Here is a 19,983-nt window from a genome sequence, read left to right as displayed (position 1 = left end):
TAGCACGAGTTGTACACAATTCTATAAGTTGTTGTTTTTACTAGGGAACTTAATCTGTTTTCGAGGGTCTGTTAGCTAGTTCGGTTAGGTCGTTTTCGTAGGAAAACGGCCTTTTTTGTGCCTGAAATTTGAAGAGCCCCTAGCCCTCTCACGGAGGGATAGGGGCTTGATCGTACGCGGCCTTAAGCGCTCTACAGAGAGCGCTTTTGACTTATCCCGCTTTGGCCATGATCAGCGTTGACGGGCTGGCTGCCTCCAGGCAAATCGCCACGAACTTGGACGTAGGCGTATGGCTGCCATCGCCCGTGCTTTCCAGAGGCACCAGCGGGTTGACCTCCGGGTAGTACGCCGCAGCTTGCCCGGCAGGAATATCAAACGCCAGCAGGGTGAAATTTTTCACCCTGCGCTCGTGCCGGTCATCCCAGATCGAAACGATATCGACCTTCTGCCCCGGCTTGAAGCCCAGGCGGATGATGTCGGCTTCGTTGACGAACAGCACATCACGCTGGCCCTTGACCCCGCGATAGCGGTCATCGAGGCCATAGATAGTGGTGTTGTACTGATCGTGAGAGCGCATGGACTGCAAGATCAGGTCGGGCAGCCGGCCTGTAGCGCGGGTGCGGGCATCTACCAGGTCTTGAGGCAGTGCGTTGGGGCGGAAGTTGGCGCGCCCGGACGGCGTGTTCCATTGTCGCGCACCGGCCGAGTTGCCCAAATAGAAGCCGCCCGGGTGTTCGATGCGCGTGTTGAAGTCCTTGAAACCGGGAATGGTGTCGGCAATCAAGTCGCGAATGCGTCGGTAGTCAGCGACGACCCAGTTCCAGTCAATCGGGTGGGTGCCCAGTGTGGCCGCAGCAATGCCGGCAATGATTGCGGGCTCCGAGCGCATCTGCCTGGACAGTGGCTGCAACTGGCCATTGGAGGCGTGGACCATGCTGAACGAGTCTTCCACGGTCACCGCTTGCGGGCCTTCTGCCTGAATGTCGATATCGGTACGGCCCAGGCATGGCAGGATCAGCGCTTGTTTGCCGTGCATCAGGTGGCTGCGGTTGAGCTTGGTGCTGATCTGTACAGTCAGGGCGCAATTGCGCAGGGCTTGTGCGGTGCGCGGGCTGTCTGGAGTGGCCTGGGCGAAGTTGCCGCCCAGGCCGATAAACACCTTGGCTCGGCCTTCAAGCATGGCGTGGATGGCTTCAACCACGTTGTGGCCGTTTTCACGGGGCACCTTGAACTGGAAGCGACGCTCCAACGAATCGAGGAAGGCCACCGGCGGACGTTCGTTGATGCCCATCGTGCGGTCGCCCTGTACGTTGCTGTGGCCGCGTACCGGGCACAGGCCGGCGCCGGGGCGGCCTATATTGCCGCGCAACAGCATCAGGTTGGCGATTTCCTGGATGGTCTGCACCGAATGACGATGCTGGGTGATGCCCATCGCCCAGCACATGATTACGTTCTTGCCCTTGAGGTACATGCGTGCGGCGCGTTCGATATCAACAAGGGTCAGGCCCGATTGCTCCACGATATGGTCCCACGAGGTGTCGTCGAGGCTGGAGATGTAATCGAGAATGCCCGCAGTGTGCTCATTCAAAAATGCATGATCGAACACGGCCGGTTCGCCTGCGGCCTGGGCATCGCGCTCCCACTGCAGGAGGAACTTGGCCATGCCGCGCAACAGCGCCATGTCGCCGCCCAGTGCCGGGCGCAGGTAGGCCGTGTTGGTCGGACGGTCGCCGTTGATGAGCATTTCCAACGGATGCTGCGGGTGCTGGAAACGTTCCAGCCCGCGCTCCTTGAGCGGGTTGACGCACACTACCTGGGCGCCGCGCTTGACCGCCTCGCGCAGTGGTTCGAGCATGCGCGGGTGGTTGGTGCCGGGGTTTTGCCCCAATACAAAAATCGCATCCGCGTGCTCGAAATCATCAAAGGTCACGGTGCCTTTACCCACGCCGATGCTTTGCGCCAGGGCCACGCCGCTGGCCTCGTGGCACATGTTCGAGCAATCCGGGAAGTTGTTGGTGCCAAACGCGCGCACAAACAGTTGGTACAAATACGCCGCTTCGTTGCTGGCCCGGCCCGAGGTGTAGAACTCGGCTTCGTTGGGGCTGGCCAGGTTGAGCAAGTGCCTGGCGATCAAGGCGAAGGCGGCATCCCAGCTGATGGGGACGTAGCGGTCGGTTTCCGGGTCATAGCTCATGGGCTCGGTCAGGCGGCCCTGATATTCGAGCCAGTAATCACTTTGCTCCAGCAGCGCGCTGACGCTGTGCTTGGCGAAAAACGCCGCATCGACCCGGCGCTTGGTAGCTTCCCAGTTCACTGCCTTGGCGCCGTTCTCGCAAAACTTGACCAGGCCGCTTTCCGGCGAATCACCCCAGGCGCAGCCCGGGCAGTCGAAGCCGCCGTTCTGGTTGGTTTTGAGCATCATGCGCAGGTTTTTCAGTGCGTTGTCGCTGGTCAACCAGGCTTGCGCCACACTGATCAGCGCGCCCCAGCCACCGGCCGGGCCTTTGTAGGGCTTGTAGCGGGGAGTCGGGGTTTTGTCGGCTTGATGGTGTGTGCTCACGGTTGTTTCTCCTGCGCGGGGCTGTAGACCCTGGGCGCGCTTTTTTGTGGCAGATGAATAAGGTTGAGGTTGTGCCGCCGCGCCCATTGCAGCGCCAGGCCCGTGGGCGAGGACAGGCTGATCAGGGTCTGGATGCCGGCGCGCAGCACTTTTTGAATCAGTTCCAGGCTGCAACGGCTGGTGACGATTGCTGCGCCACCCGTCAGATCGATTTGCTGGCGTACCAGAGCACCGATCAATTTATCGAGGGCGTTGTGCCGGCCGATGTCTTCACGACCCAGCAGCAGCCGGCCCTGGCCGTCCATATAGACTGCAGCGTGTACGGCGCCGCAGTGCTGGCCCAAGGGTTGAAAGTCGCTGATGCGCTGGCGCAGGCCTTCCAGCCACTGCGCCGGTGGCAAAGGCGCGCCGGGCAATACCTGGAGATCGGGCAAGGCCTGTTCCACCGCTTCCACCCCACACAGCCCGCACCCACTGGTGCCGGCCAGTTGGCGGCGTTGCTGCTTGAGGTTCCAGAACGCCCGGCTGGCGATTTCGACCTGAGCGTATTGGGCAGACCCTGCACCGGTCAGTTTGAGGTCGTAGATTTCGCTGGCGTCTTGAATGATGCCGCTGCCCAGGCTGAAGCCGACGATAAAGTCCTCAAGGTCAGTGGGTGTGACCAGCATCACGGCCTGACTGATGCCGTTATAGGCAATCGCCAGGGCGACCTCTTCGGCCAGTGCAGTTTGCGCACCACCACTGTGGTCCAGGTTGACGTAGTCATAGCTCTGGCTGGCAGCAGGCGCGGGCGTGACAGAAGCAGGCGCCGCGCACAGAGGGCGCTTGGCGTTCATAAGACAGTACCGACAATCAATTGAGCTCTAAGCCTAGGCGCGACACAGTGTCGCGTCTAATCGCTAGTGCTGATCTATTGATAGATGGCGTCGATCAAGAAGAGCTTGGTGATTTCTGATAAAGCGCGAAACAGGCTTCGGCCAGCGCTGAGCGCGGTGCCTCACGACGCATGATCAAACCCAGGCGGGCCAAGGTGCGTGCATCTTCTATGGGGTGCAGGCGCAGGTGGTCGGTCAGGGCTTCCAGCCCGCCCTCAAGGGGCATCACCGCGCAACAAAGCCCGCCGTGGACAGCTTGTAACAGTTGATGAACGGCATCGGTTTGCAACAGGGGTTGTGGCGTAAGGCCCCGGCTGTGGAAGTTGTGGTCGATGGACTGGCGAAAGTGCATGCCGCTGCTGAGCAGGCCCAACGGCAAGCTGGTCAGCGCCTCCCAGCTAAGCGGCTGGTCACCGAAGTTGAAATACCGCTGGTCGTATAGCAGGCCCATGCGGGTTTCGCCCAGGGCCAGGGAGTCAAAACGTTCCTGGTCAAGGCGTTCAAGATAGGAGACACCCACGTCCAGCCGGTTGCTGGCCAGTTGCTCAAGGATTTGTTCCGAGCTCAGTGCTGACAATTCGAAGCGCAGATCGGGATGTTCCTGATGCAGACGCTGCAACAGCGGCAGGGGGTCAAAACTCGACAGCGGCACCACGCCCAGGCGCAGAGTACCGATCAGGTTACCGCGACAGGCAGCGGCTTCGGCCTGCAAACCGTCGTAGGCGGCCAACACGGTACGGGCCCAGGCCAGCACCCGCTCGCCAGGTGCGGTAAAGCTTTCGAAGCGCTGTCCGCGATTGACCAGTTGCAAGTCCAGTTCCTGTTCAAGGCTGCGCAAACGCATGGACAGGGTGGGCTGCGTGATATGGCAACGCGCGGCGGCCTGACCGAAATGTCGGGTTTCGTCGAGGGCAATGAGGAATTTCAGCTGTTTGATGTCCATCGTCGCTCCGGGTGCAATTCAGCGGGCGATTCTAGCGCGCTTGCACATGGCGTAGATGGTCTACGCTCTTGAGTCTGGATCTTCCAACCTAGGAGCGTGATGTATGAGTATTTTCAGCTTTGTGAAAGAAGCCGGCGAAAAATTGATCGACCTGCTGACACCGGGCAACGCCAATGCGGGCGAGGAGCTCAAGAAGCACGTACAGGAAGTGGGCTTGGGCAATCCGAACATCACCGCTACCGTGGAAGGCGACAAAGTGACAGTCAGCGGTGAAGTGGCCACCCAGGAAGAGAAAGAAAAAATCATCCTGGCGGCGGGTAATATCGCAGGCGTGGCCAGTGTTGAAGACAAGATCACCGTGACCGGCCCGGCTGTTGTGGCTTCGCGTTTTGTCGTGGTGAAAAAGGGCGACACCCTGAGCGCAATTTCGCTGCAGGTGTACGGCAACGCCAATCTGTACAACAAGATTTTCGAAGCCAACAAACCGCTGCTCAAGGACCCGAACAAAATCTATCCGGGCCAGACGCTGCGTATTCCTGAGTAAACCGTTTTACCCTGTGGGAGCGAGCCTGCTCGCGAATGCACTTCGCGAGCAGGCTCGCTCCCACGGGTTCAGAGATTCACAGCCCTTCCAGCAACTCGCGATAGTCCCCCAGCGCAGCAAATTCTGCAGTGTCTTTCGGGCCTTTTTGGCTGTCGGGCTGTTTCACTGCCAGCAAGTGAGCCACCCCAAAATCACGGGCACTGCGCAAAATTGGCAGGGTATCGTCGATAAACAGGCTGCGGGCTGGGTCAAAACCGATATCTGCTTGCAGGGCATCCCAGAACGCCGGGCTTTCCTTGGGATAACCGTAGTCGTGGGAACTGATAAGTCGCTCGAAATACGGGGCCAGCTCAATGCGCTCCATTTTCAACGACAGCGAATCACGGTGCGCGTTGGTGATCATGATCACCCGCTTGCCAGCTTTGTTGATGGCTGCCAGAAAAGTATCGGCATCGGGGCGCAAGGCAATCAGATGAGCGGTTTCGAGTTTGAGTTCGCGCACCGGGATCTTCAGCTCGCGGCTCCAGAAATCCAGGCAGTACCATTTCAACTGGCCCGCGTTGCCTTCAAATAGCGGCGTCAGTTCCAGATCCGCCATCGCCCGGCTGATGCCATGCAGCTCGGCATAGCGTTGGGGCAGGTGCTCCAGCCAGAAATGGTTGTCGTAGTGCAGGTCGAGCAGCGTGCCGTCCATGTCGAGCAGCACGGTATCAATGTCGCGCCAAGGTAAAACGGTCATGCAAAACTTCTCCCACAGGTAAAAATTTCCGACACAGACAATCGGAAAAGCCGGGGTATAGTACCCCGTTCATATTGAGGAGCCGCTATGCGCCAAAAACCCACCGTACTTGCCCGTGAAATTGTTGCCAGTAGCCGATTGTTTCGGGTTGAAGAAGTGCAACTGCGCTTCTCCAATGGAGTAGAGCGCACTTACGAACGGTTGGTGGGGCGCGGCAACGGTTATGGCGCAGTGATGATTGTGGCCATGATCGATGCTGAGCACGCGATTCTGGTTGAAGAATATTGCGGCGGCACTGATGAATACGAAGTTTCGCTGCCCAAGGGCCTGATCGAGCCGGGCGAAGATGTGTTGGCTGCGGCTGAACGAGAGCTCAAGGAGGAGGCCGGTTTCGGTGCTCGCCAGCTCGAGCATTTGACCGAGCTGTCCCTGTCCCCCGGCTATATGAGTCAAAAAATTCAGGTGGTCCTGGCTACCGATCTTTACGAAGAGCATCTGGAAGGCGACGAACCTGAGCCGATGCGCGTTGATCGGGTCAACCTGCGTGAGCTGTCGAGCCTGGTGCTTAACCCGCAATTCAGCGAAGGTCGTGCCCTGGCCGCGCTGTATCTGGCCCGCGATCTGCTGACCCAGCGTGGAGCATTCCAGCCGTGAGTGTCTTGCCCCATCCTTTGCTTGAAGGCGTGATCAAACTGGCCCATGCCGCTGGCGACGCGATTTTGCCGTTCTGGCGAGCGGGCGTTGAAGTCAGTGCCAAGGCCGATGATTCGCCAGTCACGGCCGCTGATCTGGCCGCCCATCACATCCTGCTCGATGGCCTCACCGCGCTGGCCCCGAGTATTCCGGTACTGTCGGAGGAAGACGCCAATATCGCGCAAGACGTGCGCGCGGGTTGGACGCGCTGGTGGTTGGTTGACCCGCTGGATGGCACCAAGGAATTCATTTGCGGCAGTGAAGAGTTCACCGTCAACATTGCGTTGATCGAGCAGGGTCGTGTGGTGTTTGGCGTGGTATCCATGCCCACCAGCGGTCGTTGCTACTACGGCGGCGCGGGCCTGGGGGCCTGGCGGGCGGAGGGCGATGAACCTGTGCCCATCAGCGTGCGAAACACACCGCCTGCGGGTGAGGCGTTGACCGTAGTCGCCAGCCGCCGCCATTCCAGTCCTGAGCAGGAGCACTTGCTGGCCGGTCTGAGTGAGCATCTGGGCGAATTGAAGTTGGTCAGCGTGGGCAGTTCCTTGAAGTTCTGTTTGCTGGCTGAAGGAGCGGCTGATTGTTATCCGCGCCTGGCGCCGACTTCGCAGTGGGACACGGCGGCGGCTCAGGGTGTGCTGGAAGGAGCTGGTGGTGTGGTGCTGCAACTGGATGGTGAACCGTTCAGTTATCCGGCCCGTGAGTCGCTGCTCAATCAGTCGTTTCTGGCGTTGCCGGCGCAGGCGCCGTGGCGTGAAAAATTGCTGGATCTGGCACAACGCTAGTCCACCCCTGTGGGAGCGGGCTTGCCCGCGATGCAAACGCTGCGGTCTTTCAGCCAGACCGCGCCGCGGCCATCGCGAGCAAACCCGTTCCCACAAAAATCGAGTTAGCGGTGCAACACGTACTGCCCGCTAAACCTCACCGCATCTTCCCCGCCCTGAACATTGACTACCCGCGTTTCCAGGGTCAGCCGCGCGCGGCCGTGGCGTTTGTACATGGCCAAAAACCTGTTCCATTGCGCATCATCTGGCGCATCACATACCGCAATGGCGTCCTCGGTCACGGGCAGCGGGTAGCTGATATGACCTTCCTGAATCACGATATGCCCGTCTTCGATTCCCGCTTCGCGCAGGCTCAAATGCAGCCAGCCCCAGCCCGCCAGCACTGCGCCGCAGTACAGGCTGCCGCCGAACATGGTGCTCTTGTGATTGATATTGGCTTCAAGCGGCAACTGCAGACGCAACTGCCGGTCTTGCCAGCCCAGTACCTTGAGACCCATTTCCCGGGTCAGCGGGATGTCGTGATGAAGAACTGACTCCAGATAACGACTGTCGCGGTTCATGCTGCGGCCTCTTTAATCAAGTTCATCTGGGTGTGGATGGCTGGCGCTGTCGAAGTTCAGCCCGTGCTTGCGCAGCTTGTCGTGCAGGGTCTTGCGCGGCACACCCAGTGCTTCGGCCAGGCTGCGCATGGAGCTGTGGGTGCGTTCAAGCTCGGCGGCGATCAGGCTTTTCTCGAAGTGCTCGACCTGCTCGCTCAAGCCGCCAGCTACTTCATTGCCCGCTGCTGGCTGGCCTTCAGCGGAGTTATCCAGAGCCAATTCAAGGCCCAGGGCAAAGCGCTCGGCGACGTTTTGCAGCTCGCGCACGTTGCCAGGCCAGGTGTGGCGCAACAATAAAGCCCGCTGCGCCGGTTGCAGCACGTTGGGCGTCAGGTCATGGCGCACGCTGGCTTCGCCGGCAAAATAATCGAACAACATCAGCACATCTTCACCCCGCTCACGCAGGGGGGCGATGCGCAAGGGCGCTACGTTGAGGCGGTAATACAGGTCGGCGCGGAAGCGGCCCTGATCGGCGGCCTGGCGCAGGTCTTCCTTGGTGGCGGCGATCACCCGGATATCCAGCGGGATCAGCTGGTTCCCACCCAGGCGCTCGACCACGCGCTCTTGCAGTAAACGCAGCAATTTGACCTGCACGTCCAGGCTCATGCTCTCGATTTCGTCGAGGAACAGGGTGCCGCCATTGGCGAACTCGAACTTGCCAATGCGCCGCTTCTGCGCGCCGGTAAAGGCCCCCGGCTCATGCCCGAACAGTTCGCTTTCAACCACGGATTCAGCCAGGGCCCCGGCATTGATCGCCACAAACGGGCCGTTACGCCGCGCCGATAAATCATGCAGCGCCCGTGCAACCACTTCTTTGCCCGAGCCGGTCTCGCCGAGGATCAGCACATCGGCCTTGGTGGCGGCCAGAGCGCCGATTTGCTCGCGCAAGCGCAACATGGCCGGTGATACCCCCACCAGCCGCGAGCTCAGCAACTGGCGATCGCTCAGAGCCAGGCGCAGGCTGCGGTTGTCCATAACCAGAGCGCGCAAGGCCAGAGCACGACGCACGCTGTCGAGCAGGGCGTCACTGGCAAAGGGCTTTTCGAGAAAGTCATAGGCACCTGCACGCATGGCCTGCACCGCCAGCGGCACATCGCCGTGACCGGTAATCAGCAGCACCGGCAGTTCCGGGTCCTGGCCATGCAGTTGCGCCAGCAGCTCAAGACCGTCCATGCCCGGCATGCGGATATCGCTGACTACCACACCCGGCCAGTCCCGGCCGATACGCTCGGCCAGGCCGTTGGCTTCGGCCAGTGGCAGCACCTTGAGCCCGGCCAGGTCCAGGGTCTGATACAAAGCCTGGCGCAGATGCGGGTCATCATCGATCAGGATGACCTGAACGTGCGGATCGATGGGCTGGCTCATGACCTGGAGTCCTCTGAAGCTTGCAAGCTCACACCTGGCGCACCTGCGCGCAGGCGTAAGGTAATTAAGGCGCCGCCTTCTTTGTGGTTGGCGAACAACAATTCGCCACCAAAGGCGCGGATCAGTGTGTCGCAAATGGCCAGCCCCAGGCCCAGCCCCTGAGTACGGGTCTTGGTGGTATAGAAAGGCTCACCGGCGCGGCCCAGCGCTTCCATGCAAAAACCCGGGCCGTTGTCGCGAATGTACACAGTGACGCCTTCCGGCGTGGATTGGGCACTTAGCCACAAGCGCCGGGGCGGGCCTTTTTCGGTCAAGGCATCGAGGGCGTTGGCCAGCAGGTTACCCAGTACCTGACGCAGGCGTGTTTCACCGGCTTCAACCCAGAGCGTGGCGGCGGGCAAGTCACGGATCAGTTCGACTTCCATGCTGCGTCGACGCTTGGCCAGCAACGCCAGGGCATCGTCCAGCGCCGGTTGCAGGGCGACGCTTTCCGGTGCGTGGCGATCGCGGCGGGCGAAGGCGCGCAGGTGGGCAATGATGGAGGACATGCGGCCGGTCAGTTCGTTGATCAGCTTGAGGTTGCCGCGGGCATCGTCGATACGTTGGTGGTCGAGCAACACTTCGGCGTTTTCGGCATAACTGCGGATAGCCGCCAGCGGCTGGTTGAGTTCGTGGCTGATGCTGGCCGACATGGTGCCCAGCGCCGACAGCTTGCCTGCCTGCACCAGATCGTCCTGGGCGCGCACCAGTTCCTGTTGCGCATGTTCGCGCTCCAGTACCTCTTCACGCAGACGCCGGTTTAGCCCTTCAAGGTCGCTGGTGCGCTCTGCCACACGCATTTCCAGCTCGCGGCGGGCCTTGGCTTCAAATGCAATGCGATCCAGGTAATGACGCCGACGCTGCATCATTAAACCGATCAACAGCATGACCACCAGCAAGGTGGCGCCGCCGATGGCCAGCACGGTGCGCACCGAGCGGTCGATCAATGTGCGAGGGGCAAGAATGTTCGCCTGCCAGCCGGTTTCGTCGATGGTCTGCGTCTGTACCAGCCAGGCACTGGGGTCGAGCGCCAGGGGCTTGGGGTCGCTGGTGGGGTAGGGGAGAATGGCGAAAATGGCCTGACGTTCTTCCTCAGACAGATCACGGGTGGACCTGAAGCGCCATTCAGGGCGCGAAGTGAGAATGACCACCCCATTGCTGTCGGTCAGCAACAGTTGTTCCGGTGTTTTGCCCCAGAGTCGCTCGGTGTGGTCGAGGTCGACCTTGACCACCAGTACGCCAAGCTTTTGGTTGTCTACCTCAACCGGTGCGGCAAAGTAGTAGCCGCGTTTTCCGGAGGTCGTGCCCTGGCCGAAAAAGCGCCCGAGCTTGCCTTGCATCGCTTCGCTGAAATAGGGGCGGAAGGCAAAGTTACGTCCGATAAAACTATCGCTTTTATTCCAGTTCGACGTCGCAATAGTGTCACCATGAGCATCCACCAGGTACATGACTTCAGCGCCGGTCTGGCTGGTGATTTCACTGAGCAACTGATTGGCTTTACTCAGGGCTTGCGGGCTTTCTGGGTCAGCCAGCAGCTCGCGCAGGTCAGGCAACTGGCCCAGAATCTGCGGCAGCACCTCATAGCGATGCAGCGTGCCCAGCAGGTTGGCCACGTACAGGTCGAGCGTCTGGCGGTTTTGCCCGGCCAGTTCGCTGCGGTAATAGCGCTCGGCCAGGTGTTGCAGCGGCCACAGCAAAGGCGCCAGGCACAGCGCCAATAAGGCCAGGCTACGCCAGCGGGGTCTGCGAGGAACTGAGGAAGAGGTGATCATCGTTGAGCTGCGCTGCAAGAATACGTTGCAGTATACCCAACGAACCCTGTGGGAGCGGGCTTGCTCGCGATGCAAACGGCGCGGTTTGTCAGGCAGACCGCAGTGATGTCATCGCGAGCAAGCCCGCTCCCACAAGGGGATTGGCGTTAGCGTGGTTGCTCGGCCACGCAATCGCTCAGCGCGGCGGTCCATTCGGGTTGGGTGACTTGCCATTCGCGGGCCAGCTTGCTGCAATCCAGGCGCGAGTTTTGCGGCCGTGCTGCGGGTGTCGGGTAGGCGCTGGCAGGAATGGGTTCCAGCGTCGCGCAGGCCTTGCCCTGGGCGCTCAGGTGCGCGGCGATGGCCTGGGTAAAGCCAAACCACGAAGTTTCACCCTGAGCAGTCAGGTGGTAGGTGCCCCATGCCCCGGTTTCACCGGCTTGCCAGCGCTCGATCAATGCCCGCGTGCTTCGGGCTATGGTGCCGGCCCAGGTCGGTGCGCCGATCTGGTCAGCCACTACGCGTAATTCCGGGCGTTCTTGCAGCAAGCGCTGCATGGTCAGCAGGAAGTTTTTACCATGGGTCGAGTACACCCAACTGGTGCGCAGGATCAAGTGTCGGGCACCGCTCGCCGCGATGGCCAGTTCTCCCGCCAGCTTGCTTTTGCCGTATACGCCGAGCGGGTTGGTGGCGTCGTCTTCGGTGTAGGGCGCAGGTTTGCTGCCATCAAACACGTAGTCGGTGGAGTAGTGAATCAAGGGGATGCCCAGGGCCGCCGCTTCTTCAGCAAACACACCCGGTGCGGTGGCGTTGATGGCAAAGGCCAGTTCCGGCTCGCTTTCAGCCTGATCCACGGCAGTGTGAGCTGCGGCAATGATGATCAAGTCCGGCTTGTGCGCCCGCACCTGGGCACGGATTTGCTCGGGCTGGCTCAGATCGAGTACATCGCGGCCCAGCACAATCAGGTTGCCCAGACCGGCAAGGTGCTTTTGCAACTCAACGGCAACCTGGCCGGTTTTGCCGCTGATAAGGATGTTCAACGGGGTTTTAAGGTCAGTCACGCGATCAGGTCCCTGGGCTCGGTGAAGCCCAGGCGCTGGCCCTGATAGCTGCCGTCTTGCACGCGCTGGCACCACTCCAGATGGTCCAGGTACCACTGCACGGTTTTGCGCAGGCCGGTTGCGAAAGTTTCTTCGGGCACCCAGCCCAGCTCGCGTTCAATTTTGCCGGCGTCGATCGCGTAGCGCTGGTCGTGGCCCGGGCGGTCCTGGACGAAGGTGATCAGGTCGGCAAACTGCGCGACGCCCGCCGGACGCTCGGGCGCCAGTTCTTCGAGCAGGGCGCAGATGCTGCGCACCACGTCGATGTTCTTTTGCTCGTTATGCCCGCCGATGTTGTAGGTCTCGCCTACGACACCTTCGGTCACGACTTTCAGCAGGGCGCGGGCGTGATCCTCGACGAACAGCCAGTCACGCACTTGCAGGCCATTGCCATACACCGGCAGCGGCTTGCCGGCGAGGGCGTTGAGGATCACCAGCGGGATCAGTTTTTCCGGGAAGTGGAACGGCCCGTAGTTGTTCGAGCAGTTGGTCAGCAACACCGGCAAACCGTAGGTACGGTTCCAGGCGCGGACCAGATGGTCGGACGCCGCCTTGCTGGCCGAGTACGGCGAGCTTGGCGCGTAGGGGGTAGTCTCGGTGAACAGATCGTCGACGCCGTGCAGGTCGCCATACACTTCGTCGGTGGAAATATGGTGGAAGCGAAATGCGCTTTTTTCCGGCTCAGGCAAGGTCAACCAGTAAGCGCGGGTGGCTTCCAGCAGGCTGTAGGTACCGACGATATTGGTCTGGATAAAGTCCGACGGGCCATCGATGGAGCGGTCAACGTGTGACTCGGCCGCCAGGTGCATGATCGCCTGCGGCTGGAAACGCGCAATGATCGCGCTGACCGCTGCCTGATCGACGATATCGGCCTGCACGAATTCGTAGCGGGTATCGGTGGCAATGCTTTGCAGCGATTCCAGGTTACCGGCGTAGGTCAGCTTGTCGAGGTTGAGCACTTCATGCCCGGTATTTTTGATCAGATGACGGATCAACGCTGAACCAATAAAACCGGCGCCGCCGGTGACTAAAATGCGCATGTGGTGATTCCTTATTCCCTGAAGGCACTTAAACGTATGAGGTATAGCTTGTGGGGATGCGGCGGGGGGTGCAAGTGGGAGCTGTCGGGAAAATAGCGGTAGGGATAAAAATGCAGATTAATATCTGTTTATTCACGGTTTAAATACGCGTTGAAACTTATAAAGTGTTTTTGTTGTCGATATTTATCGGCTATAAGTGTGCTCGCCGTTGACGCAAAGCTGAGCTGCGTCCACTGTCCTGTTTGTTTCGCACTCAAAACCCAAGACGTTTTCCAGGAGTCCAGATGACCACTTTGCACAGTTCGCCGCGCGCTGACGGCTTTTACATGCCTGCCGAATGGGCTGCGCAGACCCAGACGTGGATGATCTGGCCTGAACGTCCGGACAACTGGCGCCTGGGCGGCAAGCCGGCACAGGCGGCGCACGCGGCTGTGGCCAAGGCCATTGCGCGTTTTGAACCGGTGACCGTCGGGGTATCGGCAGCCCAGTACGAAAACGCCCGCGCTCAGCTCGATGTGCCGAATATTCGTGTGGTCGAAATATCCAGCGACGATGCCTGGGTACGCGACAGCGGTCCGACCTTCGTGATCAACCGCAGTGGCGAAGTGCGCGGCGTAAACTGGGATTTCAACGCTTGGGGCGGCTTCGACGGTGGTTTGTACTTCCCGTGGAACCGTGACCAGCAAGTGGGCAGCAAGGTACTGGAAATCGAACGTTGCCCGCGTTACTACACCGAAGGTTTTGTGCTTGAAGGCGGCTCAATCCACGTCGATGGTGAAGGCACGCTGATCACCACGGCCGAATGCCTGATGAACCGCAACCGCAACCCGCATCTGTCACGCGAAGAAATCGAAGACGTGCTGCGCTCGCATCTGGCTGTGGACAAGATCATCTGGCTGCCGGACGGCCTGTTCAACGACGAAACCGACGGCCATGTGGATAACTTCTGCTGCTACGTTGCTCCGGGTGAGGTATTGCTGGCCTGGACTGACGACGAGCGTGACCCTAACTACGTGCGCTGCCATGCGGCGATGAAGGTGTTGGCGACCAGCACTGACGCCAAGGGGCGGCCGTTTGTGGTGCACAAAATGCCGATCCCGGGGCCGATGTATGCGACCCAGGAAGAGTGTGACGGTGTTGATAAAGTGGCTGGCAGCCAGGACCGTAATCCGACTGAGCGTCTGGCCGGTTCCTATGTGAACTTTCTGATCGTCAACGGTGGCATCATCGCACCGAGCTTTAATGACCCTATGGATGCGCAGGCAAAAGACATTCTGCAGAAAATTTTCCCGCAGCACGAAGTGGTGATGGTGCCGGGTCGTGAGTTGCTGCTGGGTGGTGGCAATATCCATTGCCTGACCCAGCAGCAGCCTGCGCCGTACAAAATCTGAGGGATGTGGGAGCGGGCTTGCCCGCGATAAATGCGCTGCGGTCTGTCTGACATACCGCAGTGATTCAATCGCGAGCAAGCCCGCTCCCACAGGGTCAGTACTTATTCAGAACTTGTACGTCCCCGTCATCACCAGGCTGCGCGGCTCGCCCGGCATGATCTGCGCGGCGCTGGTGGCCGACGCATAGTAGTAACGGTCGGTCAGGTTGGTCAGCGCACCGCTCACATCCCAGTCTTTTTCGCGATACCCCGCCAACGCATCCCAGCGCCCGTAGCCCGGCAATACCACGGTGTTCTGGTTATCGGCATAACGCTGGCCCACCAGGGTCAGGCCCGTTTCGGCGTACCAGCCCATCTCCGGCTTCCAGGTAATAAACAGGCTGCCATTGTGCTTGGCCACGCCATTGATGCGTTTGCCCTCAAGCCCGTTGTTGTCCTTGACCACCGTTGCATCCTGCACACCCACGCCGCCGCGCATGTACCAGTTGCCGCCCAGCTTGCCGCTGGCGGTCAGTTCGATGCCGCGTGAGCGTTGCAGGCCGGAGAGCAGGGTGATGGTCGGGTCGTCCGGGTCCTTGGTGCGGCGGTTGTAGAGTTCCAGCTCATACACCGCCAGGGTGGTGCTCAGACGGTCATCCAGCCAGTCGCTTTTGACGCCGATTTCCTTTTGCTTGGTCAGCTCCGGACTCAGGTCGTTGGTGTTGCCTGCAGCACCGGGGGTGATGCCGATCAGGCCGCCGCCCACCGGTGAGAAGGTCTTGGTCCACGAGGCGTAGAACGAGTGGTTTTGCAGCGGCGTCCAGACCACGCCAAGGCGCGGGCTGGTGCTGTGGCTTTGGCGTTCTTCGGTCGGGATCAAGGGCCTGAGATGGTTGGTGGTCTCGACGTTAAAGCGGTCGTAACGCAAGCCGGCCAGTACCTGCCATTGATCGTTGAGGCGAAGCTGGTCCTGGACATACAGGCCCTGGCTCTCGACTTCGGTGTGGTTGTCGCTGGAAATTACCATCGGCCCGGTCGGGCGCAGGCTACGATCGGGGTTGTACACATCTACTGGCGGTACGCCCCCGGCTTTGTAGAGTTTGGGGTCGCGGCGCTGGCTGCCGAGTTCCAGCCCGGTCAGCAGGCGGTGCTCCAGGCCAAAGGTGTCAAAGCCGCCTTCGATTTCGAGGTTGTTGAAAATATTGCGGGTGGTCATGTCCTGCTGCCAGCTCTGGCGGTTGACCTTGTTGATTTTCGGGTCGTAGCCGGTCAGGTAGGTGTTTTCGAACTGGCTGTCGAGCTTGAACACGCCGAGGGTATGGCGCAGTTGCCAGTTGTCGCTCAGTTCATAGCTCAGGCGCGAGCGCAGGTTCTGGACTTTATCGTCGATAAAATCGTTTTGCCCGCCGTAGGTGGTGCCACGGCTGACATCCGCCGGGCGCCCGTCGATGCTCGGAATGCCGCGATCCGGGGTACGGTTGTAGCGGTTGTATTCGTATTGCACCAGCCAGTTCAGGTCGGGAGTAATTTGCCAGCTTATCGATGGCGCGAACAGCTGACGGTTACCGCTGACGTGATCGCGAAAGCTGTTTTTGTCTTCGTTGCCCATGTTCAGGCGCAGGCTCACGGTGTCACTCGGGTCAGCGCTAAGGTCGGCATACAGGCTGCGCAAATCCTCGCTGCCGCCCTGGGCCTGAATGCTCGACTGGCGGCCGGACTGGGGCATCTTGCTGACGCGGTTGATGATCCCGCCCTGGCTGCCACGGCCATACAGCACGGCCGCCGGGCCCTTGAGCACTTCAATACGCTCGATATTGTGCAGGTCGCGTACGTATTGGCTGTCGTCGCGAATACCGTCCAGATAAAAGTCGTTGCTGGCGTCAAAGCCGCGGATGCGCAGGCTGTCAAAACGGGTATCGGCAGTGCTGCTGACGTTGGGAATCCCGCTCAGGGCTTCGCCGATGCTGTTGATGCCGTAATCAAGGACGTTGCTGGTTTTTACCGAGTCGATGGCTTGCGGCACATAACGCGCCGGAGTCGAGGTGCGAGTCGCGGTGGTGACATCCTTGACCCGTGGGTTATCGGCCTCAGCTTCGCTGGCGCTGATCGACAGCTCCGGGAGCACAGTGGTGGCGTTACTGAATCCGGCGTACAGCAAGGCACACAGCCCCAGATTCAAGGGTGTTAAACGGCAGGGGGAGAGCATGGTTGAGGGGTGTCCGGGCGGTTGAGAGGGTCGTTATATTTTTAGGGCGTGAATGGTAATGGTTCTTGTTGCCTTGTGTTAAGAATTACCAATAGCGCGCCCTGCAAATATGTTTCTGTTTATTTCTCTGCCCTGCAGCCCTTACAGCACCTGATTCGCCCGGTTCGCGCAACACACTAAAAGGCATACCGATGTTTTTCCCCTGGCCCTGCAAGACTAGGCTGGCGTTCTGTTTTAGTGATGACCCGGAGCCCTACATGACCGCTACACCTGTCCTGCATTACATCTACGACCCCCTGTGCGGCTGGTGCTATGGCGCCAAGCCGCTGATCGACGCCGCGCGCGATATTTTGCCGATCGTGGCCCACGGTGGCGGGATGATGGCAGGCGCACATCGCCGAGCTGTGTCGGCGCAACTGCGCGATTACGTGATGCCCCATGACCAGCGCATAGCCCAATGCACCGGGCAACCATTTGGCGAGGGGTACTTCGAAGGCTTGCTGCGCGACACCACGGCAGTATTCGATTCGGCGCCGCCGACCACCGCCGTGCTGGTTGCCGAACAATTGGCCGGGCGCGGCCTGGAGCTGTTGGGGCGCCTGCAAACGGCGCATTACGCAGAAGGGCGGCGGATTGCCGATAAAGACGTATTGCTGGCAGTGGCGACCGAAATGGGCCTGGATGTCGATGCATTCCGCGCCGCTTACGCTGCGATGAGCGGCGATGTAACGCAGGCCCACTTCAAGGCCAGCCGGGCATTGTTGTCCCGGGTTGCTGGGCAGGGCTTTCCGACTGTTGTACTGGAGCAGTCCGGCCAGTATCAGGTGATCGACCTTGGGCCGTATTTGGGCAAGCCTGAAGCTTTTGCTGCCTGGTTGCGCCAGTGCGCTGGCGTCACCGGTACAGACACAATCGTTTCAGCGCCAGCCTGTGGCCTGGATGGTTGTCAGTAACAATTTCTGACACTTCGGTCAAAGCTTTGAAAAGCCTTGGCAATTAACAAATTTTTCACGAAATTGACACCTCGCCTTCACGGCAGCTAGGATCCCTGCCAACGCCTGTGGCGATAAGCCATACACCAACTTTTCGAAAGACCTGCACACAGTCTTCGTGCGGGTCTTTTTGTTTATGTGAAGCAACCACCACTCAATGTTTCAGCTTGAACCCCACAGCGCGCTTCTATTCAGAAATAAGGAAAATAATATGTTGAACAAACGGATAGGTCTTCTCGCTCTGGGCGTACTCAGTGCTACCCAGGCTATGGCTAACGATCAAGCTGACGCAAAAGGTTTTGTAGAAGACAGCCACCTCAATGTACTGGCGCGCAACGCCTACATCAGCCGTGACTACAAAAACCACCAACAAGACAAAGCTGAATGGGGCCAGGGTTTCCTCGGCACATTCACTTCGGGCTTCACCCAGGGCACCGTAGGTGTGGGTGTGGATGCTTTCGGCATCTATGCACTGCGTCTGGATGGCGGTCGCGGCAACAGCGGCGCGGGCGGTATCGATTTCTTCAAGCAGGGCGCCAGCGGTAAAGCGGCTGACGACATCGCCAAGGCTGGCGCTGCGGTGAAGGTTCGCGTGTCCAACACTGTGCTCAAGTACGGCGATCAAATGCCTGCGCTGCCGGTGTTGATGTATGACAATTCGCGTCTGATGCCGGAAAGCTTCACCGGTACCCTGTTGACCTCCAAGGAGATCAACGGTCTGGAAATCAACGTCGGTCGTTTCACTGCAGAGTCGCGTAAAAGTGCTGAAGCACGCGACAGCGGTGACTTGAAAAGCATCAACGTGTTCGGCGGTAGCTACAAGTTCACCGACAACCTGTCGGCGTCCCTGTACGGCTCCGAGATGGAAGACGAGCTGAACAAGCAATACGTGGGCGTAACCTACGCAATCCCGCTGCAAGACAAACAGTCCCTGACGTTTGATTTCAACGGCTACCGTACTCACGTAAAAGAAGACTACGCCCGTGACGTGCTGAAGGTTGACGGCCAGGACAACAAGATCTGGAGCCTGGCAAGCACCTACGCTTTCGGCGCGCACACGGTGACCCTGGCGTACCAGAGCAGCACCGGCGAAATCGGCTACCCGTACGGCCGCTATCGCAACGCAGGCGGCGTGGGCGACGGTGGCAACACCATCCTGCTGGCCAACTCCTACTGGTCCGACTTCAATGCCAAGGACGAACGTTCGTGGCAGCTGGGTTATGGCTTCGACTTCGGTGCCGTTGGTATTCCGGGTCTGACCTACAACATCGCCTACGTGCGCGGCACCAACATCGACGACGGTTCCGACCGTGGCCGTGGTACCGAGCGCGAAATCTTCAACCAGGCCAAGTACGTCGTACAAAGCGGCCCGGTCAAAGACCTGAGCGTGCGTCTGCGTGGCTCGTGGTTGCGCGTATCGAACAACGCCAGCGAGTACAACGTGGGCGGCAACGAAGTACGTGTATTTGTTGATTACCCGATCAGCATTTTCTGATGCTACCGACCTGTTGAACAGGTTGGACATCTGAATAAAAACGCCCCGACTGGTTCGGGGCGTTTTTTTTGGCCGCGATTAACCGCGGCGTGAGGAACGCATCCGGATGAAACCATCACTCACACTTGGGTTGGACCGAGAACTAGTTGGCCATTATCGGAAGTGTTTAAGATTATTCCCTTGAGATTATATTCCTTTGGTGGAATATTTTGAGCATGACATGGAACGTTGAGTACACCGACGAATTTGGCCTATGGTGGGAAACGCTCAGTGAAAAGGAACAGGTCAGCGTGGCGGCCAGTGTCAAATTGCTAGAGCTGCTCGGTCCGGCCCTGCGCTTCCCCCATTGCAGCGATATCAAGGGGGCACGCTACGGTAACCTTCGCGAACTACGCGTGCAGCATGGAGGTCGCCCCTACCGGGTGCTTTATGCCTTTGACCCACGCCGCTGCGCCTTGCTGTTGACGGGCGGTGACAAGACCGGTCACGACCGATGGTATGAAGAGAATGTCCCTTTGGCGGAAATTCTCTACGAAGTCCATTTGCAGACACTGATTGAAGAGGGCCAGGAAAATGGCTAAAAAATTTGCCGAACTTGAAGCGCGCATGTCCCCAGAGGCGCGTGAGCAAACCCAGGCTTTATACCATCAGCATTTGCAGGAAATGCCTTTGCACGAGTTGCGCAAAGCTCAGGCGCTGAGCCAGGAGACACTGGCCAAAGCGCTGAATATCAACCAGGCGGCAGTTTCCAAAATGGAGCGGCGCACTGACATGTATGTCAGTACGTTGCGTAATTACATTCAAGCCATGGGCGGCGAGCTGGAAATCATCGCGACTTTCCCGGATGGTCAGGTAAAAATAGAAAACTTCGCGCACAAATAACGCGTT

The 19,983-nt window shown here is 59.5% G+C and carries 18 protein-coding genes; 8 read left to right on the top strand and 10 right to left on the bottom strand.

What is annotated here, in order from left to right; translation table 11 throughout:
- Positions 1-211 precede the first annotated feature (211 nt).
- From GHO03_RS02710 to GHO03_RS02700, 3 genes are all read right to left on the bottom strand, one after another.
- On the bottom strand, positions 212-2,560 hold the full coding sequence (locus tag GHO03_RS02710) for an FdhF/YdeP family oxidoreductase (RefSeq protein WP_372241700.1): 2,349 nt from the start codon (positions 2,558-2,560) through the stop codon (positions 212-214).
- Positions 2,557-3,396: a formate dehydrogenase accessory sulfurtransferase FdhD gene (gene fdhD / locus GHO03_RS02705; RefSeq protein WP_130872326.1), complete on the bottom strand. Its 840-nt coding sequence runs from the start codon at positions 3,394-3,396 to the stop codon at positions 2,557-2,559. The genes GHO03_RS02710 and fdhD overlap by 4 nt, the downstream gene beginning before the upstream one ends.
- Before the next feature lie 94 nt (positions 3,397-3,490).
- Positions 3,491-4,378 carry a LysR family transcriptional regulator gene (locus GHO03_RS02700; protein WP_095000735.1) on the bottom strand — a complete coding sequence of 296 codons (888 nt, stop codon included), beginning with the start codon at positions 4,376-4,378 and terminating at the stop codon, positions 3,491-3,493.
- A gap of 103 nt (positions 4,379-4,481) precedes the next feature.
- Between GHO03_RS02700 and lysM the strand changes: the two genes are divergently transcribed.
- Positions 4,482-4,922, top strand: a complete 441-nt coding sequence (gene lysM / locus GHO03_RS02695; protein WP_095000736.1) for a peptidoglycan-binding protein LysM — start codon at positions 4,482-4,484, stop codon at positions 4,920-4,922.
- Positions 4,923-4,998: 76 nt separating this feature from the next.
- Here lysM and yrfG read toward each other — a convergent pair whose 3' ends face one another.
- Positions 4,999-5,661, bottom strand: coding sequence for a GMP/IMP nucleotidase (yrfG, locus tag GHO03_RS02690; RefSeq protein ID WP_095000737.1), 663 nt, complete (start codon positions 5,659-5,661; stop codon positions 4,999-5,001).
- 87 nt (positions 5,662-5,748) lie between these two features.
- Between yrfG and nudE the strand changes: the two genes are divergently transcribed.
- Positions 5,749-6,315: an ADP compounds hydrolase NudE gene (gene nudE / locus GHO03_RS02685; protein WP_095000738.1), complete on the top strand. Its 567-nt coding sequence runs from the start codon at positions 5,749-5,751 to the stop codon at positions 6,313-6,315.
- A complete protein-coding gene (gene cysQ / locus GHO03_RS02680) occupies positions 6,312-7,139 on the top strand; it encodes a 3'(2'),5'-bisphosphate nucleotidase CysQ (RefSeq protein ID WP_095000739.1) in 828 nt (275 codons plus the stop codon). Before nudE ends, cysQ begins: the two co-directional genes overlap by 4 nt.
- 104 nt (positions 7,140-7,243) lie before the next feature.
- On the opposite strand, the gene GHO03_RS02675 is transcribed toward cysQ, so the two are convergent.
- From GHO03_RS02675 to rfbB, 5 genes are all read right to left on the bottom strand, one after another.
- Positions 7,244-7,699, bottom strand: coding sequence for a thioesterase domain-containing protein (locus tag GHO03_RS02675; RefSeq protein WP_095017782.1), 456 nt, complete (start codon positions 7,697-7,699; stop codon positions 7,244-7,246).
- Between the two features lie 12 nt (positions 7,700-7,711).
- Entirely contained in the window at positions 7,712-9,103 is a 1,392-nt protein-coding gene (locus tag GHO03_RS02670; RefSeq protein WP_095000741.1) for a sigma-54 dependent transcriptional regulator, read from the bottom strand.
- Positions 9,100-10,914 carry a cache domain-containing protein gene (locus GHO03_RS02665; RefSeq protein ID WP_095017781.1) on the bottom strand — a complete coding sequence of 605 codons (1,815 nt, stop codon included), beginning with the start codon at positions 10,912-10,914 and terminating at the stop codon, positions 9,100-9,102. The genes GHO03_RS02670 and GHO03_RS02665 overlap by 4 nt, the downstream gene beginning before the upstream one ends.
- 146 nt (positions 10,915-11,060) lie before the next feature.
- Positions 11,061-11,933 (bottom strand): dTDP-4-dehydrorhamnose reductase, encoded by an 873-nt coding sequence (rfbD, locus tag GHO03_RS02660; RefSeq protein ID WP_095001084.1) that lies wholly within the window; start codon positions 11,931-11,933, stop codon positions 11,061-11,063.
- A 17-nt stretch (positions 11,934-11,950) separates the two neighbouring features.
- Positions 11,951-13,033, bottom strand: coding sequence for a dTDP-glucose 4,6-dehydratase (gene rfbB / locus GHO03_RS02655; RefSeq protein WP_095000743.1), 1,083 nt, complete (start codon positions 13,031-13,033; stop codon positions 11,951-11,953).
- Between the two features lie 284 nt (positions 13,034-13,317).
- Here rfbB and aguA point away from each other — a divergent pair, with 284 nt between their 5' ends.
- A complete protein-coding gene (aguA, locus tag GHO03_RS02650) occupies positions 13,318-14,424 on the top strand; it encodes an agmatine deiminase (protein WP_095000744.1) in 1,107 nt (368 codons plus the stop codon).
- A 105-nt stretch (positions 14,425-14,529) separates the two neighbouring features.
- On the opposite strand, the gene GHO03_RS02645 is transcribed toward aguA, so the two are convergent.
- Entirely contained in the window at positions 14,530-16,608 is a 2,079-nt protein-coding gene (locus GHO03_RS02645) for a TonB-dependent siderophore receptor (protein ID WP_153399100.1), read from the bottom strand.
- Positions 16,609-16,865: 257 nt separating this feature from the next.
- Here GHO03_RS02645 and GHO03_RS02640 point away from each other — a divergent pair, with 257 nt between their 5' ends.
- From GHO03_RS02640 to GHO03_RS02625, 4 genes are all read left to right on the top strand, one after another.
- Positions 16,866-17,561 (top strand): DsbA family protein, encoded by a 696-nt coding sequence (locus tag GHO03_RS02640; RefSeq protein WP_153399097.1) that lies wholly within the window; start codon positions 16,866-16,868, stop codon positions 17,559-17,561.
- A gap of 250 nt (positions 17,562-17,811) precedes the next feature.
- On the top strand, positions 17,812-19,095 hold the full coding sequence (locus GHO03_RS02635) for an OprD family porin (RefSeq protein WP_153399094.1): 1,284 nt from the start codon (positions 17,812-17,814) through the stop codon (positions 19,093-19,095).
- A gap of 215 nt (positions 19,096-19,310) precedes the next feature.
- Positions 19,311-19,676 (top strand): type II toxin-antitoxin system RelE/ParE family toxin, encoded by a 366-nt coding sequence (locus tag GHO03_RS02630; protein ID WP_153327163.1) that lies wholly within the window; start codon positions 19,311-19,313, stop codon positions 19,674-19,676.
- Positions 19,669-19,977, top strand: a complete 309-nt coding sequence (locus GHO03_RS02625; RefSeq protein WP_153399091.1) for an XRE family transcriptional regulator — start codon at positions 19,669-19,671, stop codon at positions 19,975-19,977. The genes GHO03_RS02630 and GHO03_RS02625 overlap by 8 nt, the downstream gene beginning before the upstream one ends.
- Positions 19,978-19,983 lie beyond the last annotated feature (6 nt).

It is taken from the genome of Pseudomonas sp. FSL R10-1339, from assembly GCF_009600545.1.
In the GTDB taxonomy this organism is placed as follows: domain Bacteria; phylum Pseudomonadota; class Gammaproteobacteria; order Pseudomonadales; family Pseudomonadaceae; genus Aquipseudomonas; species Aquipseudomonas bubulae.
This window is presented reverse-complemented; position numbering and strand designations above follow the sequence as displayed.

Bases quoted from the DNA above. Each gene is read 5' to 3' on its own strand.
- fdhD (WP_130872326.1), bottom strand. From the start codon at position 3,396: ATGAACGCCAAGCGCCCTCTGTGCGCGGCGCCTGCTTCTGTCACGCCC.
- GHO03_RS02700 (WP_095000735.1), bottom strand. From the start codon at position 4,378: ATGGACATCAAACAGCTGAAATTCCTCATTGCCCTCGACGAAACCCGA.
- lysM (WP_095000736.1), top strand. From the start codon at position 4,482: ATGAGTATTTTCAGCTTTGTGAAAGAAGCCGGCGAAAAATTGATCGAC.
- yrfG (WP_095000737.1), bottom strand. From the start codon at position 5,661: ATGACCGTTTTACCTTGGCGCGACATTGATACCGTGCTGCTCGACATG.
- nudE (WP_095000738.1), top strand. From the start codon at position 5,749: ATGCGCCAAAAACCCACCGTACTTGCCCGTGAAATTGTTGCCAGTAGC.
- GHO03_RS02675 (WP_095017782.1), bottom strand. From the start codon at position 7,699: ATGAACCGCGACAGTCGTTATCTGGAGTCAGTTCTTCATCACGACATC.
- GHO03_RS02670 (WP_095000741.1), bottom strand. From the start codon at position 9,103: ATGAGCCAGCCCATCGATCCGCACGTTCAGGTCATCCTGATCGATGAT.
- GHO03_RS02665 (WP_095017781.1), bottom strand. From the start codon at position 10,914: ATGATCACCTCTTCCTCAGTTCCTCGCAGACCCCGCTGGCGTAGCCTG.
- rfbB (WP_095000743.1), bottom strand. From the start codon at position 13,033: ATGCGCATTTTAGTCACCGGCGGCGCCGGTTTTATTGGTTCAGCGTTG.
- aguA (WP_095000744.1), top strand. From the start codon at position 13,318: ATGACCACTTTGCACAGTTCGCCGCGCGCTGACGGCTTTTACATGCCT.
- GHO03_RS02645 (WP_153399100.1), bottom strand. From the start codon at position 16,608: ATGCTCTCCCCCTGCCGTTTAACACCCTTGAATCTGGGGCTGTGTGCC.
- GHO03_RS02640 (WP_153399097.1), top strand. From the start codon at position 16,866: ATGACCGCTACACCTGTCCTGCATTACATCTACGACCCCCTGTGCGGC.
- GHO03_RS02635 (WP_153399094.1), top strand. From the start codon at position 17,812: ATGTTGAACAAACGGATAGGTCTTCTCGCTCTGGGCGTACTCAGTGCT.
- GHO03_RS02630 (WP_153327163.1), top strand. From the start codon at position 19,311: ATGACATGGAACGTTGAGTACACCGACGAATTTGGCCTATGGTGGGAA.
- GHO03_RS02625 (WP_153399091.1), top strand. From the start codon at position 19,669: ATGGCTAAAAAATTTGCCGAACTTGAAGCGCGCATGTCCCCAGAGGCG.